This is a genomic window from Streptomyces sp. NPDC037288 (assembly GCF_055603265.1).
This window is the reverse complement of sequence record NZ_JBVJVY010000021.1, coordinates 36183-51072: the sequence shown is the minus strand read 5'-3', so window position 1 is coordinate 51072 and position 14890 is coordinate 36183. Positions and strand designations below refer to the sequence as shown.

The 14890-nt window shown below is 70.9% G+C and carries 14 protein-coding genes; 6 read left to right on the top strand and 8 right to left on the bottom strand.

Going from position 1 to position 14890, the window contains the following annotated elements:
* Positions 1 to 74 precede the first annotated feature (74 nt).
* Positions 75 to 794, top strand: coding sequence for an NADPH-dependent F420 reductase (locus ACZ7GZ_RS23200; protein WP_471027025.1), 720 nt, complete (start codon positions 75 to 77; stop codon positions 792 to 794).
* Positions 795 to 891: 97 nt separating this feature from the next.
* Positions 892 to 2097, top strand: a complete 1206-nt coding sequence (locus tag ACZ7GZ_RS23195; RefSeq protein WP_471027023.1) for a winged helix DNA-binding domain-containing protein — start codon at positions 892 to 894, stop codon at positions 2095 to 2097.
* Here the strand turns inward: ACZ7GZ_RS23195 and ACZ7GZ_RS23190 are convergent.
* Positions 2042 to 3853, bottom strand: coding sequence for a DUF885 domain-containing protein (locus tag ACZ7GZ_RS23190; RefSeq protein ID WP_471027022.1), 1812 nt, complete (start codon positions 3851 to 3853; stop codon positions 2042 to 2044). The genes ACZ7GZ_RS23195 and ACZ7GZ_RS23190 overlap by 56 nt on opposite strands.
* Before the next feature lie 123 nt (positions 3854 to 3976).
* Between ACZ7GZ_RS23190 and ACZ7GZ_RS23185 the strand changes: the two genes are divergently transcribed.
* Positions 3977 to 4201, top strand: a complete 225-nt coding sequence (locus tag ACZ7GZ_RS23185) for a hypothetical protein (RefSeq protein WP_471027020.1) — start codon at positions 3977 to 3979, stop codon at positions 4199 to 4201.
* Positions 4202 to 4218: 17 nt separating this feature from the next.
* Here ACZ7GZ_RS23185 and ACZ7GZ_RS23180 read toward each other — a convergent pair whose 3' ends face one another.
* From ACZ7GZ_RS23180 to ACZ7GZ_RS23165, 4 genes are all read right to left on the bottom strand, one after another.
* Positions 4219 to 5616, bottom strand: coding sequence for an FAD-binding oxidoreductase (locus ACZ7GZ_RS23180; protein ID WP_471027019.1), 1398 nt, complete (start codon positions 5614 to 5616; stop codon positions 4219 to 4221).
* Between the two features lie 305 nt (positions 5617 to 5921).
* Entirely contained in the window at positions 5922 to 6596 is a 675-nt protein-coding gene (gene phoU / locus ACZ7GZ_RS23175) for a phosphate signaling complex protein PhoU (RefSeq protein WP_471027017.1), read from the bottom strand.
* Between the two features lie 27 nt (positions 6597 to 6623).
* Positions 6624 to 7775, bottom strand: coding sequence for a PP2C family protein-serine/threonine phosphatase (locus ACZ7GZ_RS23170; RefSeq protein WP_471027014.1), 1152 nt, complete (start codon positions 7773 to 7775; stop codon positions 6624 to 6626).
* A 215-nt stretch (positions 7776 to 7990) separates the two neighbouring features.
* Positions 7991 to 8428: a hypothetical protein gene (locus ACZ7GZ_RS23165; protein WP_471027011.1), complete on the bottom strand. Its 438-nt coding sequence runs from the start codon at positions 8426 to 8428 to the stop codon at positions 7991 to 7993.
* Positions 8429 to 8775: 347 nt separating this feature from the next.
* On the opposite strand from ACZ7GZ_RS23165, the gene ACZ7GZ_RS23160 reads away from it, so the two are divergent.
* On the top strand, positions 8776 to 10416 hold the full coding sequence (locus ACZ7GZ_RS23160; RefSeq protein WP_471027010.1) for a sigma-70 family RNA polymerase sigma factor: 1641 nt from the start codon (positions 8776 to 8778) through the stop codon (positions 10414 to 10416).
* 260 nt (positions 10417 to 10676) lie between these two features.
* Positions 10677 to 10892, top strand: a complete 216-nt coding sequence (locus ACZ7GZ_RS23155; protein WP_471027007.1) for a hypothetical protein — start codon at positions 10677 to 10679, stop codon at positions 10890 to 10892.
* 229 nt (positions 10893 to 11121) lie between these two features.
* Here the strand turns inward: ACZ7GZ_RS23155 and ACZ7GZ_RS23150 are convergent, their stop codons facing one another.
* The 3 genes from ACZ7GZ_RS23150 to ACZ7GZ_RS23140 form a co-directional block, all read right to left on the bottom strand.
* Positions 11122 to 11298, bottom strand: a complete 177-nt coding sequence (locus tag ACZ7GZ_RS23150; RefSeq protein WP_363219403.1) for a cold-shock protein — start codon at positions 11296 to 11298, stop codon at positions 11122 to 11124.
* Positions 11299 to 11645: 347 nt separating this feature from the next.
* Positions 11646 to 12113 carry an SRPBCC family protein gene (locus ACZ7GZ_RS23145; RefSeq protein ID WP_471027005.1) on the bottom strand — a complete coding sequence of 156 codons (468 nt, stop codon included), beginning with the start codon at positions 12111 to 12113 and terminating at the stop codon, positions 11646 to 11648.
* Positions 12114 to 12327: 214 nt separating this feature from the next.
* A complete protein-coding gene (locus ACZ7GZ_RS23140; protein ID WP_471027002.1) occupies positions 12328 to 14232 on the bottom strand; it encodes an ArnT family glycosyltransferase in 1905 nt (634 codons plus the stop codon).
* Positions 14233 to 14654: 422 nt separating this feature from the next.
* Here ACZ7GZ_RS23140 and ACZ7GZ_RS23135 point away from each other — a divergent pair, with 422 nt between their 5' ends.
* Entirely contained in the window at positions 14655 to 14813 is a 159-nt protein-coding gene (locus ACZ7GZ_RS23135) for a hypothetical protein (RefSeq protein WP_471026999.1), read from the top strand.
* The last annotated feature ends 77 nt before the right edge of the window (positions 14814 to 14890 follow it).

Sequence of the window (14890 nt, the reverse complement as noted above, 5' to 3'; positions counted from 1 at the left end):
AAAGGACACGCTCTGTCCTGAAAGGGCTCTACGGTGGACTCAGTCCGCACGGAGCAAATCGGGAGGTTTCCCCCATGAAGATCGCTGTTCTCGGTACGGGTGGCGGTGCCCGCTGCCACATCGCCAAGCTGCTCGAACTCGGCCACGACGTGGTGGTCGGCACCCGCGACCCGGAGGCCACGCTGGCCCGCACCGAGCCCGACATGATGGGCACCCCGCCCTTCCGGCGGTTCCTCGCCGAGCACCCGCGCATCGAACTGCAGACCTTCGGAGACGCGGCGGCCGACTCGGACGGCCTCGTCATCAGCGGCATCGACGGCCACAACGCCGTCCGTGCGCTGTCCGCCATCGCCGACCAGCTCGCCGGCAAGGCTCTGATCGACTACGCCGTGCCGTTCGTCTACCAGCACGAACCGGAACACCCCTGGCCGACCCCGTGGGGGATCATGCCGAAGCTGGAGCCGGTGGACACCGACAGCCTCGGTGAGCAGATCCAGCGCGCCCTGCCCCGGACGAAGGTCGTGAAGTCCTTCGTCACCCAGGAGCAGAGCACCGTCGTCGACCCGGCGAGCGTCGGCGGCGGGGAGCACACCATGTTCGTCGCCGGTGAGGACGCCGACGCCAAGCAGCAGGCCGTCGATCTCCTCACGTCCTACGGCTGGACCGACATCCTCGATCTCGGCCCCCTCGTCGCCGCGCGCGGCATGGAGATGTACGCGCACATGCACTCCGCCGTCGGCTTCGGCCTGGGCCAGCAGTTCGGCGGCCACTTCGGCATCAAGGTCGTCCGCTGACCTCCAGCAGCGCGAGCTGCCCTCCACATCCTCCCGGATCCCTCCCGCCGGCCCCCCTTCTGCGTCCACCCGACCCACCGACCCCGGCCCTGATGGAATGACTTCCCTGCCTCGTATCACCGCCGCGCAGCGCCGCGCCCGCCTCGTCCTCCGCCACCTCCTGGCACCTTGCGCACGCAAGGACACGGCGGAGGGAGTCGCCGAGTCGCTGGTAGGTCTGCACGCCACCGACCCCGCCACCGTCTACCTCGCCGCCGCGGCCCGCATGCGTGCCCCGACCGCGGCCGCCGTCGACCACTCCCTCTATCACGCCCCCGACGGCGTTCCGGGACTGGAGCGCATCCGCTGTATGCGCCGCACCATGTTCGTCGTCCCCGCCCACCTGGCCCCGGCGATCCGGTCCGCCACCACCGCCGACGACGCCCACCGGCACCGTGCCCACGCCACAGCCCGGTTGCGCGAGGGCCTCGGCTGGGAGGAGCACCGTTGCGCCGCCGTGGAGCAGGCTGTCCTGGAGGCCCTGGCCGTGCGCGGTGGGGCAACGGCCGTCGAACTGGCCCGCGACATAACGGACTTGCGTGAGCAGTTCGTCACCTTCCCCGGCAAGCCGTACGAGTCCCGGCAGCGCGCCGGTGCACCCATCCTGGGTCTGCTGGCGGCGGAGGGGCACATCCGCCGGACCCGGCCGGCCGGCTCCTGGACCTCCGCCCAGTTCCGCTGGGTCCCCGCCCGCCCCCTGCCGCGTGTCCCCGCAGCGGAGGCGAAGGGAACGCTTGCCCGCCACTACGTCGCCGCGTTCGGCCCGGTCACGGTCGAGGACCTGAGGTGGTGGACGGGCTGGACCGTGGCCGACACCCGCAAAGCCCTCGCCGCCACCGGCGCTCAAGCCGTCGAACTCGACGAAGGCACCGGCTACCTCCTGCCCGAAGACCTTGAACGCCTCGAAGCCGTGAAAGCCGCAGAGGATCCTGAGCCCGCGGCAGCCCTGCTGCCCGGCCTGGACCCCACCCCCATGGGCTGGCGCCACCGCCACTGGTATCTCGACCCCGACCACACCAAGGCCCTCTTCGACCGCAACGGCAACATCGGCCCGACCATCTGGTGGAACGGCCGCATCGTCGGCAGCTGGGCCCAGCACGCGGACGGACACATCAACCACCACCTCCTGGCCGATCCCGGCGGCGAGGCCCGCACCGCCATCGAAGCCGAAATCCACCGCACCCTCACCTTCCTCGACGGCACCCGCGTCACCCCCTGCTACCGGACCCCCCTCGAACGCCGCCTCGCCGGCGCCGGCCGGTAGGCCCGAGAGGCCAGAGGCACGAAGAACCCGCGTCCCTCACATGTCCGCTTGCAGCGACGCGAGGTTGTCGGCCAGGTTCGGTGAGGCCGAGTGAACCCTGGGTGAGCGCGTTCATGTGCCAGGTCTTCAGGTCGAAACCGGTGCCGAGGCGGCGGCGGGAGGCCTCACGGCCCTCCAGCCACGCGCGCTCTCCCAGCTTGTAGCCGATGGCCTGGCCGGGCCGGCCGAGGTATCGGTCGATCTCGCTGGTACGCCGGGCGGTGTCGCTGCCGTGGTGTGCGGCCACGAACGCCGTGGCGAGGTCAGGTGTCCAGCGTTCGCCGGGGTGGAAGCCGGAGTCGTCGGGGATCACCAGTTCCAGGTGCATGCCGATGTCGATGATCACGCGGATGATACGGAGCATCTGCTTGTCGAGATAGCCGAGGCGGCGGGCGGGGTCGGTGAGGAAGCCCAGTTCGTCCATCAGACGCTCGGCGTACAGGGCCCAGCCTTCCTTGTTGGCGCTGACCGCGCCCAGGGTGATCTGGTAGGGGCTGAGGCGGTCTGCGGCGGCGGTCCATCGGGCGGTCTGCAAGTGGTGCCCGGGCACGCCCTCGTGGTACCAGGTGCTGACGATCTGCCAGGTGGGGAAGGTCTGTTGGCCCAAAGTGGGCAGGTACGTACGGCCGGGGCGGCTGAAGTCCAGGCTGGGACCGTTGTAGTACGGAGCGCCGGCACTGCCGGCGGGAGCGATCCTCGTCTCCACCCGGCGCAGGGGACCGGAGATGTCGAAGTGGGTGCCGTCGAGGGCGTCGATCGCCTCGTCCGTGATCTCCTGGAGCCAGGCGCGGATGTTCTCCTCGCCCACGATGGCGTGGCCGTGCCGGTTCAGGTGGTCCATGGTCTCCCGGGCACCCGCGCCCGGAAGGACCCGGCCGGCCTCGGCCTGCATCTCGGCGACCGTCCGGTGGAACTCCCCCCAGGCCCAGGCGTACGCCTCCGCGGGGTTCACCTCGGCGCCGTTGGCCCAGCGGGCCGAGCGCAGGTAGCGCTCACCGCCGACGGCGTCCGGGGGTCCGTCCGCGGCGGGCAGGTAGGTCTCGCGCAGCCAGTCGCGGAAGCCGGCCACCGCGGCCGTCGCCCGGTCTGCGGCGGCGTCCAGTTCGGGCCCGAGCCGGTCCGGCCCACCGGCCACGAACGTGGTGAACCAGCTCGCGCCGCCGACGTCCTGGCCGGTCCACGCGGCGAGCTGCCCGATGACGGCCCGGGCCTGGCGGGGCGCGCAGAGCAGCCCGCGGGCGATGCCCTCGGTGAGGGTCGACCGGTAGCCGTCCAGCGCGCCGGGCAGGTTCTGCAGCCGCCCGGCCACCGTCGCCCAGTCCTCCTCGGTGCCGGTGGGCATCAGCGTGAAGATGCTGCGGACCTTGTGCAGCGGTGAGTTGCCGTTGCTGAGCTGGCGGAAGTGGTCACCCGCCTCGTGCAGGGCGAGCTCCGCGGTCAGCCGTTCCCGCAGCAGCCGGGCGCAGTTCCGCTCGACGTCCTCGAACACCACGCCGTCCTCTTCCGCGTTCCGCTCGGTGGCGTCGAGCGCGGCGAGCGTTCGCCGGGCCGGTTCGGCGAGCGCCTCGAAGCCTTGCGGAGACAGATCCGGCTGCCGGTCGTCCTCGGGACGCAGGCCGAGCCGGGCCGAGGTCATGGGGTCGAGGGCGGCGACCTGCACGACGTGGTCGTCGGCGATCCGGCGCGGCGTGCTCGACTCCTCGGGCATGTCGCTCATGCTGACGTGCCGTCGCCGACGGTGTCAGCCGCGTGCCGTCGGCTTTCGGCCGCTTGGCCACACATGCCTGAGCAACCGGTTTAGGCAGTTGAGCGCCGGTCCGTCAGGGGCAAGGATGATCCCATGAGTCACGGCTTACGTCGCATCTGTGGACTGGCGGTCATGGTCGCGGGCATCACCTTGGGTACGTGGGTGGTCTTCGGGTCCCCGCACGACTGGCACGGTGCCAAGGCACTCGGGCGTATCGCACTCGGCTTGGGATCCGTGGCGCTGGTCGGCAGTTCACCACAGCTGATCTTCACTGGTCGCGGTCAGGACGGTCCCAGCGGCCGCAACGACGGCACGTGAAGCCGGCGGTGTCCCGCTCATGCCGTGGCGGGCGGGATGTTCTGGTTGGCGTGGAAGAAGTTGTCGGGGTCGTAGGTGTGCTTGATCGCGGCCAGTCGGTCGTAGTGGTCTCGGTACGTGCCCCGGACGCGGTCGGTGCTCTCCTGTTCGCCCAGGAAGTTGATGTAGGCGCCGCCCATGGAATGGGGGTGCAGTTCGGTCCAGTAGTCGACGCACCACTGCCGGATCAGACCGGCGTTGGCGGGCGCGGGGTCGATGCCGGCGATGACCCCCGACCATACGGCGTGCCGGTAGGCCCAGGCCGTTTCGTCAGCGCCGGTACGGCGGGTCGCCCCGTCGACCGGGTACAGGTGCATCGTGGACAGGCCGGTGGGGAGATTCCGCCCGTACTTCTCGTGCACCGCGATCGCGTCGTCGGAGATGGCGTCGAAGAAGTCGCCGCGCCAGTACCACTGCAGTCCCTTCGGGAGCAGTCCGTCGAACATCGTCTGCAGGGCGGGGTAGGGCATGGGCGTGGTGAAGTGGAAGGCGGGTGGCCCCGGCGCGTTCACCACGGTCAGCACCTTCTCCAGGCGGTCCCCTGCCAGGTCACCGGTGTAGCACCAGACGATCCCGCACATCTTCTGCCCGTGGATCGGCTCGGGGAAGGGCGGCGCGGGCGGAATGGTCAGCAGGGCGAAGAAGCCGTTGAGGTCCTCGGGTGCGGCGGGTATGAACTCCCGGTACCACTGGAGCACTTCGTGGGTGCGGTCCACGGGCCAGACGGTCACCGCGACACCGACGGCGTCCACAGGGTGCAGCCGGAACGTGAACGAGGTGACCACGCCGAAGTTGCCGCCGCCGCCCCGCAGCGCCCAGAACAGGTCCGGGTGGTCGTTCTCGGACGCGGTGACGAACGTGCCGTCGGCGAGGACGACGTCGGCGGCCAGCAGGTTGTCGACGGTCAGGCCGTACCTGCGGGTCAGGTACCCGTGCCCGCCGCCGAGGGTGAGTCCGCCGACCCCGGTGGTCGACACGAACCCGGCCGGCGTGGCGAGACCGAAGGTGTGCGCCGCGTGATCGAGGTCGCCCTGCTCGCTTCCGCCGCCCACCCGCGCGGTCCCTGCCTCCGGGTCGACGTCCACCCAGCGCATCGGCGACAGGTCGAGCGTCAGCGCGCCGTCGACCAGGCACAGCCCCGGACCGCTGTGGCCCCCACCGCGCACCGCCAGCTCCATCCCGGTGTCCCGGGCGAAGGAGAGCACGGTCCGTACGTCCGCCACGTCGACGCACCCGGCGATCGCGGCCGGCCGCCGGTCGATCATGGCGTTGTAGATGCTGCGGGCCTCGTCGTAGCCGGGGTCGCCCGGAGCGCGGACGGGTCCCCGCAGGGCCTCTCGCAGACTGTCAAGAGCTGGTTCGTTGATACGGCCCATAGTTGAACACCCCTGCTCACGCGCATGACGCGCGGACGGACGCGAGCGCGACGTCCGGGCGGCCTGCGGGGGCGTAGACGCGGATCCGTACGCGCCTGTGAAAGGACCGGCAGGATGGGGCACCCTGTCATCGGCAGCGTGCGGCACCCCGCCGTGCCGTCATTGTCCGTCCGGCCGCCGCCTGTCGCACCTCGTAACTCTTGTCCTGCACGACGGCCTTCCTCAGCATCGGCGGGCCAGGCTGGGCACGGCGGGGCTCGGGCGCGTCGGGTTCACGACCGTCGAGGTGAACCGGTCGACGTCCACTACGTCGTGACGGGCGTGTCGGTGGTGTACTCGTCCGCGCGTTCGCCGGTGACCAGGAAGACCATGCGGCGGGCGACCGACACGGCATGGTCGGCGAAGCGTTCGTAGTAGCGGCCGACCAGCGTGACGTCGACGGCGGTTTCCACGCCGTGCTGCCACCGGTCGTCCATCAGGTGCCGGAAGATCATGCGGTGCAGCTCGTCCATGCGGTCGTCGTCCTGCTCCAGCTGCAGCGCCGCGTCGACGTCCCTGGTGAGCAGCACCTCGGCGGCCTGCGCCATCAGGCGCTGCGCGAGCTGGCCCATCTCCAGAACCGTCCGGTGCAGGTCGTCCGGTACGGCGCGTCCGGGGAACCGCAGCCGGGCCAGCTGGGCCACGTGCCGGGCCAGGTCCCCGCACCGTTCCAGGTCCGCGCTCATCCGCAGGGAGGTCACCACCGTGCGCAGGTCGGTGGCGACGGGCTGCTGCCGGGCCAGCAGGGCGATCGCCCGGTCCTCCAGATCCCTCTGGAGGTCGTCGACCTTCACGTCGGCCGAGATGACGCCCTCGGCGGTCTGCAGGTCGGCGTCGAGCAGAGCGGTGGTGGCGCGGCCGATCGCGGAGCCCACCAGCCGGGCCATCTCCACCAGCCCGTCACTCAGCGACGCCAGTTCCTCGTGGTACGCCTTTCGCATCGTGTTCCCTCCGCAGCATGGGGCGCCTCAGCTGGGCACCGATCTGGTGCCCTGACCGAACCCACCGACATGGAGGCCCGGCCCGTGCCGATGGGCCCGATGGGTGCGGGGCGCGCGGCACAGCGCGATGAGCGCGGCGTCGTCGTCGAGGCGTCCCTCGACATGATCGAGCAGATCGCGGCGGATGTGGTGCACAAGCTTCTCCGGGCTATTCCCGGCCCACTGGGCGGCCCGTTCCGGGAGCGGGTAGAAGGCGCCGTCGGCATCCCGGGCCTCGATGACGCCGTCGGTGTAGAGCAGCAGGGTGTCGCCGGGCTCGAAGGAGAACACGTCGACGGTGTAGTCCCCGGGTGCGGTCCCGTGGACCCCGAGCGGAGGGGCCGGATGCACGGGGACCGTCACAGCGCTCCCGGGACTGAGCAGCAGGGGCGGGGGGTGGCCGCAGCTGAGTATCCGGGTGACGTGGCCCTCGTCGGAGATCTCCACCAGCATCACGGTGGCGAACCGCTCGCCCAGTTCTTCACCCGGTTCGAGATCGGGCAGGTTGCGGGCCACACTGCGCTCCAGGGCGGCGGCCAGCGTGGGCAGCGAGGTGTGGTGGTGGGCGGCTTCGCGGAAGGCTCCGATGAGGAGCGCGGCCTCGCCGATGGCGGACAGGCCCTTGCCGCGCACGTCGCCGATCATGATCCGTACGCCACTGTCGGTGGGCGTCGCGGCGTACAGGTCACCGCCGATCTGCGCCTCGGCCTCTGCGGCCAGGTAGAGACAAGCGATCTTCATCGAGCCGATCTGCTCCGGCAGCGGCCACAGCAGGACGTGCTGCGCGGCCTCGGCGACCATGCGCACCTGCGCCAGCTGGCGCGTGCGCCGCTCGCGCATCACGCAGTAGAACACGGTCAGAGCCGACAGCACGGCCAGTGCGAGGATCTGCACCAGCACGTTGCGCGAGAACAGCACGCCGAAGTGCCAGCCGATGTACGCCTGCGCATCCACGGCCAGGAACCCGATCAACCCGGTCAGCCAGGGGCCGGCGAACGACGCGGTGATCGCGGGGGCGATGACCAGCAGCGGCCCGAGATGGATGTCTGCCGGGACCAGCTGGTCCACCACCGTGATGACGACGATGAGCACGATGGGGATCGCCAGCAGCGCATGACTCGACTGCCATGGCTGTCGCACACCGGCAGCAACGTCTCGCCGGACATCCACGTCTTCCACAGTGCACCATCGGGACACGGCTGACGAGCCCCGTGCGGCGGCCGTCCGCGAGGAGGGCCGGGCCGGCGCACGGGTCGCTGACCAGAACGGATCGGCGGCCGGGCCCGTCGTCTGCTCGTGGCGACGGACCCGGCCGGTTGCAGCCGCGGCACTGCGGACGTGCGGTGAGACGGCCGTTACTTGAGTTCGATCACCAGGCCGAAGTCGTTGCCCGGGTGCCAGCCGGTGACGATCTCCGGGCTGTGGTGGGTGTCGTCGGCCCAGCTGTAGAAGTGCTGCCAGGTCACGTCGTCGCCGTACCAGTGGTTGTAGTCCGTCTCCGCGTAGGCCTGGACCGCCTTGCCGTCGTGCTTGGTGTCCCACAGGTAAAAGGCGCCGGAGGCATACGACTTGCCGTTGACCTTCTTCGTGCACTCCATGTACTTGGCGGCGCCGCCGGTGATGTGGATCTCCTTCCAGCCGGAGCAGTGGTTGGCCGCGGCCTCCATGTTCCCGGCCGACGAAGCGGCCGGGGCGGACAGGGCGGACGGCGCGGCGGTCGCGGCCGGGGCGGCGGCGAGGCCACCCGCCAGGGCCAGTCCGGCGGCTGCGAGGGCGATGCGCTTGCGGGACATCACGGTCGATCATCCTTTCCGTCGGCCGGCGGACGGTCCCCCCGTCGGGTCCCTTGCGTGGTCCGTCGGCACGACACCACCGTGCCCGGCCGCCCCGGCCCGCCCCAGCGTTCTCGGGCACATGAGGCGCACGCGGGATTTCCACCCCCTTGACCTGCTGGGACACCGCAGGCGGCGGGGTTGCGCCGGGACGGCGGGACCGTCGGTGTACCGCAGCCGGAAGGGGGCCGGCAGCCGAAGACATGCCGGCCGTAAGTCGGTCCCGAAGAAGTGTTATCCGGGGCGCACCGAGCGGTCTCCCAGGTATCGGACACAATCGTTCGGCCTCGACGATGGGAAGCACTTTTATGAGTACGCAGGACGCGGTGGAGACGGCGGTACTGGTCACAGCCGCCCGAGAGGGCGATACGCAGGCTCAGGACGCTCTGGTCAACGCGTACCTGCCGCTGGTCTACAACATCGTCGGCCGGGCGCTGAACGGCTCGGTGGATGTCGACGACGTGGTGCAGGAGACCATGTTGCGCGCCCTGGACGGGCTGGACGGACTGCGGACGCCGGAGCGCTTCCGGTCCTGGCTGGTGGCGATCGCGATGAACCAGGTCCGGGCGCACTGGGAGCATCGGCGCTTCGCCCCGGGCGCGGTGGACGAGGCCGAGGACCTGGCCGATCCCGGTGCTGACTTCGTCGATCTGACCGTGGTGCAGCTCCAGCTCGCAGGACAACGCCAGGAGACCGCGCAGGCGACGCGCTGGCTGGAGCCCGACGACCGGGGACTGCTGTCCCTGTGGTGGCTGGAGTGCGCCGGCGAACTCACCCGGGCCGAGGTTGCCGCGGCCCTGGACCTGTCGCCCCAGCACACAGCGGTCCGGGTGCAACGGATGAAGGCACAGCTCGAAGCGGCCCGCGTGGTGGTACGAGCGCTCGGCGCACGGCCGCTGTGCGAGGAACTCCGCATCGTGCTGGCCTCCTGGGACGGCCGCCCCTCGGCACTGTGGCGCAAACGAATAGCCCGGCACGCGCGCGGTTGCACCCGCTGCAGCGGACTGTGGAGCGGACTGATGCCCGCGGAAGGGCTGCTGGCCGGTCTGGCGCTGGTCGCGGTGTCGTCCACGCTGCTGGCCAAGCAGTTCTCCGCTTCCGGGACGCTTGTCCCGGCTGGTTCTGCCGCACCCCTCGACGGCGTCGGTGGCGGCACCCGATCGCGGCCCGGCACAGGACAACGCGGGGCACGGGGCACGGGCGCCGGCTCGCGCAGCCAGTCCCGCCGACGCCGCCGCATGCGGCGCCGCGCCCTCGGCGGCGCCGTCGTCGCGGCCTGCGTCGCGGGAGGCGGCCTGTGGTACTTCGGTACGGACGCCGGTAGCGGCCCCGACCGGACGAACGCCGAGCAAAGAGCAGCCGTACCCGTCCCGGACCTCTCCACGTCCACTGCCGACGTCAAGTCTCCGTCGGCGTCGCCCTCTCCGTCTCCGTCCGCGACGAAGAGGCCGAAGCCGCGCCCCGCCAAGACAGCGAGCCCCGCCAGGAAGAGCAAACCCACTGCCCGGCAGTCCACTCGACCGGCTCCGGCCCCGGCGAACACGACGCGGAGTTCTTCGCACCCCACCGACACGGTCGGCCAGGTGGTTGCTCTGGTGAACAAGGAGCGGGCCGCCGCCGGCTGTGGTCCGCTCGCTGAGGATCCGCAACTGCAGAAGGCCGCCCAGGGCCAGTCCGACGACATGGCAGCCCGCCATTTCTTCGACCACACCAACCCGGACGGTGCCAACCCCGGACAGCGGATCACAGCCGCCGGCTACCGCTGGTCCACCTACGGCGAGAACATCGCCCAGGGGCAGCAGACCGCTGACGCGGTCATGGAGTCCTGGATGAACAGTCCGGGCCACCGAGCGAACATCCTCAACTGCTCCTTCAAGGACATCGGCGTGGGCGTCCACAACGGCACGGGCGGCCCCTGGTGGACGCAGGACTTCGGCGCCAAGCAGTGACGTACCTCGGATGCGGTCCTGGTGGGCGGGTGACGCTGCCCCCGCGTCTACGGCCGGTCGGCGTGCCGCCAGAAACGGGCTCCGCTTCCGACGCATGGACCACCTACGCCGCATCCGGGTGCTCCCGCCGTCCGCTGGGGCCTCCGTCCGTCGGTCACGATCCTGCGGCGGAGGGATCACGAGCCGACCCCTGACGGTGGCCCGGGGCCGGTGTGCGTCGTTGATCCGGCATGAGCGCTGCGATGGAGGACGGAGAAAGTATGGCCTTCGCTCAGCTGACCGATGCCTCTCGTCCGGACGACAGGGGAGGGGATTGCCGCTGGTGCCGGGCTCTGTTCGGACATGGCGACCAGCGGCACGCGTCGGCCCGCGCGGGCCGCGACCTCACCGGCCGACTGGTTCAACTGCGCATGGTCATACTGCCGGTCGCCGTGCTCACGGTCGTGGCCGCGGTCCTGGCGGAGATGCTCGGCTGAACCCCGTCCCCACCTTGCGGATCGTCCTGCCAGGCACGGGGACTGCGGCCCTGGCCCGTACCGCGAAACACCGCCTGGCCCAGGCTGCCCGGTCCCCGGCTGGCGGTCGTAGCCACCGCGCGGTCCCGGCGCGCATGGGCCGATCGTGGGGCGCGGACGTGTCACTCGTCCGGACAGCAGCACGCCCCGCTCCCGATTCTGCCGGGGCGGGGCGCTGGTGAGCGGTCGATCACCGAACGGCGATCACGTTCGTGGCCTTGTGGCCGACGACGTCGAAGACCACGCGCTGACCCTCGCGGGTGGTTTGCGTTTCCATGCCGGAGAACGGGCGCCTCTCGCCGTCCTCGTCGGTGATGACGCCCACGCCGTCCGCCCTGTTGTACACGGCGATTGTTCCGAGAGGCATCGTCTTTCCCTCCGTGGGTTGGCGGCTACTGATCTCCCCCGGTGAGCAGAGCATCACCCGCCGTGAGCGACGGGGGGAAGGAGACCTCGGCGCGTCGGCCAGTTATTGACCAGAAGTCAGCCGTCCGGTCGGCGGGCGCAGCACCACGGACACGGTGCGGGCGGTCACGTACGCCTGCGCACCGACCGGGAACTGCATACGGCTCAACATCCCAGCTGAGACCGGCGGTTGACCGGAGGGAAGTGCATGGGCATTCTCGCCGACGGCGAATTCGGGTGGACTGGCCCGATGGGACCCGCCCACCTCAATGCCCGAGGCGCTGGCGGGCGGGCCGTGGCTTCAGGGAGTTACCCCTGCTCCCCGGGCCGGATGCGTCCGCGCCACGCCCCGGACTCTTCTCCGCGCTGTTCGATGTACTGCTTGAAGCGCTTCATGTCGCCCTTGACGCGCCGGTCGAGCGTTCCGATCATGTCCGCGACCTTCTCCGCGGCTCCGCTGGGTTCGACATCCATGACGAGTTCCACCCTGGTGTGCATGTCGTCCATGCGCTGGAAGCGGACCGTGCCCTTCTGGGCCGTGTCGCCTGTGGTGGTGCGCCATGTGATGCGTTCGTCGGCGAGCTGGTCGACGATCTCGGTGTCGAACTCCCGCCGGACCCCACCGATCTTGGTGGTCCAGTGGTTGTGACGATCGTCCAGTTGCCTGACCTCCTCCACGCCTTCCATGAAGTCCGGGAACGTCTCGAATTGCGTCCACTGGTTGTAGGCGGTGTGGACCGGCACGTCGACTTCTACCGTTTCCCTGACCGTGCTCATCAGTGTGCCTCCGTTGCGTCGGTCTGCTGTTGGAGCCGAGTACCCATGAAGCTCCGACCACCACCCCCGGCCTCAAGCCCGCGCCCTCCCCGTCACCGTCTGCGCAACCGGCGCTACCGACTGGTAGTAGGCCGCGACCCCGCCGTCGCCACCACCGCCGAGGCTGCCCGGGTGGTCGGAACCAGGTGGCAGCCTGACGAAGCCCGTCCCCGCTTCAGTCCCGTCGGCCGCAGTCGTAGAGGGCGAAGCTGCCCCTGGTGCGCCACCCGTAGGTCTTGGAGCGCAGGCGCGTGCAGTGGGACTTCACCCAGGTTGTGGCGGGAGTCGCGGGCCGCCGGGGAGTGAGCAGCACATAGCGCAGTTGGTGAGTGGTGACGAGGGTGCCGAGCTGCTGGGCGGTGGGGAAGGGGGTCTTGCCGGTGAAGCCGCCCATGACGAGCGTGGGCCGGGACTCGGCGCGCAGAAGGCGTTCCGCGGGGTAGGCGGCCTGGGTGGCCAGGAGGTACTTCTCGCCGTGGCGCTGCGTGGTGAGGTAGTCGAGCAAGGCGGTGTCGCGGCGGCTGGGCTCGTCGAGTCCCACCCGGCGGAGGGCGGACCGGTGGTCGAGGGCGTTGCGGTAGACCTTGCCGACCGGACCAGCCGTCGGCGAGGTGGAGGCGCCCGCGTAGAGCGGATCGAGGCAGGAGGCGGCCCAGCCGAGGGGCACGAGCAGGGTGGCCACGACTCCGGCGGCCAGGGAGCCTTGCACCAGCCGGAGGGAGGCGCGCGACCCACGGATCCACAGGCCCAGCGCGCCGCACACCGCGAGGACCACGGCGAGCGCCAGCAGCCAGGAGACGAATCCGGTCGGCCAGTCGAGCACCAGCGCCCAGACCACCGTCAGCACGATGGCCGACGGCAGCGCCACGCGCCGTCGACCGCCCGCCTCGTGCTCGGCCCGGAAGAGGGCGAGCCCCCCGCCGGCCAGCGCGGCGAGCGCCGGGGCGATGACGGCCGTGTAGTAAGGGTGATTGCCATTGGAGACGCTGAACACCACGGCGTGCACGGCCAGCCAGCCGCCCCAGAGGAGAAAACCGGTACGCAGCAGGTCGGTTCGCGGTTCCCGGGCGCGCCAGACGAGGCCCAGTACGGCGGCGAGCACGGCGAGCGGCAGGAACCAGGCGATCTGCGGGCCGATCGTGTGGTTGACCAGCATTCCCCAGCCGGTGTTTCCGTCGGTCCGGCTGGCGGCCGTGCCCGCAACGGCGCCGAACGCGGTCGGATCGTCGCTGAAGCGGCTCATGCCGTTGTAGCCGAAGACCAGGCTGAACGGATTGTTGTTGGAGGTGCCGTCGATGTAGGGGCGGTCCGCGGCGGGCGTCACCCAGGCGAGCAGCACCCACGAGCAGGAGACGGCCAGCGCGACCACTCCGGCCAGCAGGGAGCGCAGGGCTCGTTTCAACGGCGTTCCGGGCGCGGCGAGTTGGTAGACGACGGCGAAGACCGGCAGCACCAGCCAGGCCTGCAGCATCTTCGCCTGGAAGGCGAGCCCGACCCAGACGCCACAGGTGATCAGCGGTAGCAGCCGCTCGGTCCGCACTGCCTTCTGCAGGGCTCCGGCGGCTGCCACCAGCAGCAGGGTCAGTGCGGTGTCCGGAATGGTGGCCCGGTTGAGTACCACGGTGACCGGGGTGAAGGTGAGCGTCAGCGCGGCCATCAGCGCGGCGAACGGCCCGGCCCAGGCCCGTACGATCCGGTGGAGCAGCCAGACCGTGAGCACACCCTCGATGACCTGCGGCAACGCGGCCGCCCACGTGTGCGGGCCGAAGAGCCAGACGGAGGCGGCCTCGGGCCAAAAGGCGCCGGGCAGTTTGTCGAGGGTGATCGAACCGCTGGGGTCCAGACCGCCGAAGAGGAAGGCGCGCCAGCCGGCGGCCATCGAGCGTATCGCCGCGCTGTAGTAGGGGTGAATCGCAGCGTGACCCATGCCCCAGGCGTACAGGACCGTGGCGACGACCAGGACCGTGGCGAGCGCCGGGCGCTCCCAGCGCAAGGGAGCTTCCGGCGAACCGTCGTTGCGGCGCGATGCCCGGCGGCGGCCGGGGGAGCCGGTGGGCTGGGCGGTGGGGATGGTGGCCATGGGGTGGGTCCTCGGATCAGTGGTCAGGCGGTGCGGCGGGTCACGCGGCGGGCGGCTCGGAGATCGCAGGCATGGTCGGTGGCTTCCAGCGGTACGCGACCCGGCAGATCGTGCGTGGCCGGGCCGCTGGCGGCAGAGCGGCTGCAGGAGAAGCGGTGGCGGCTCCGGTCGTTGGGGCCCATGGACACGACGCGCTGCTCGTCGGCCGCGGTCGGCGACGTCGCCGTAGGCTTCGAGCAAGTAGACGGTGTGCCAGTTGTCCTGGTTGCAACCGGGGCCGGCCTCTCCGAGGCGGCGAGCTGCCCTGGCGCGCTGTCCGAGCGGGGGGCTGCTGCTGGTACACGCTGTGCGCGGACAGCGTGACGTTCGCGGAGTGCGGCGCGCGGCGTCCTCCGCCCGAGGCCACCGGGCGCGGTTGCACCATGCCGCGGCCGGACGCCACAGCAGCGACGTTCGAGGCGATCAGCGACACCGACGCACGGCGGCACGGCAGCGGAGCGCCGGTGCCCGGTGCGAGCAGCGCACTGCCGAGTACGGTCACCTTCCCGGCGGAGATCGGCGTGTTGCGCGGGGCCGCGTGAGGAGATGTGCGGGGCGTCGTACCAGCGTCGGCCGTGCGGCGTCCCACGGTCGTCCGGGCGTCGCTCGTGATGGCCTG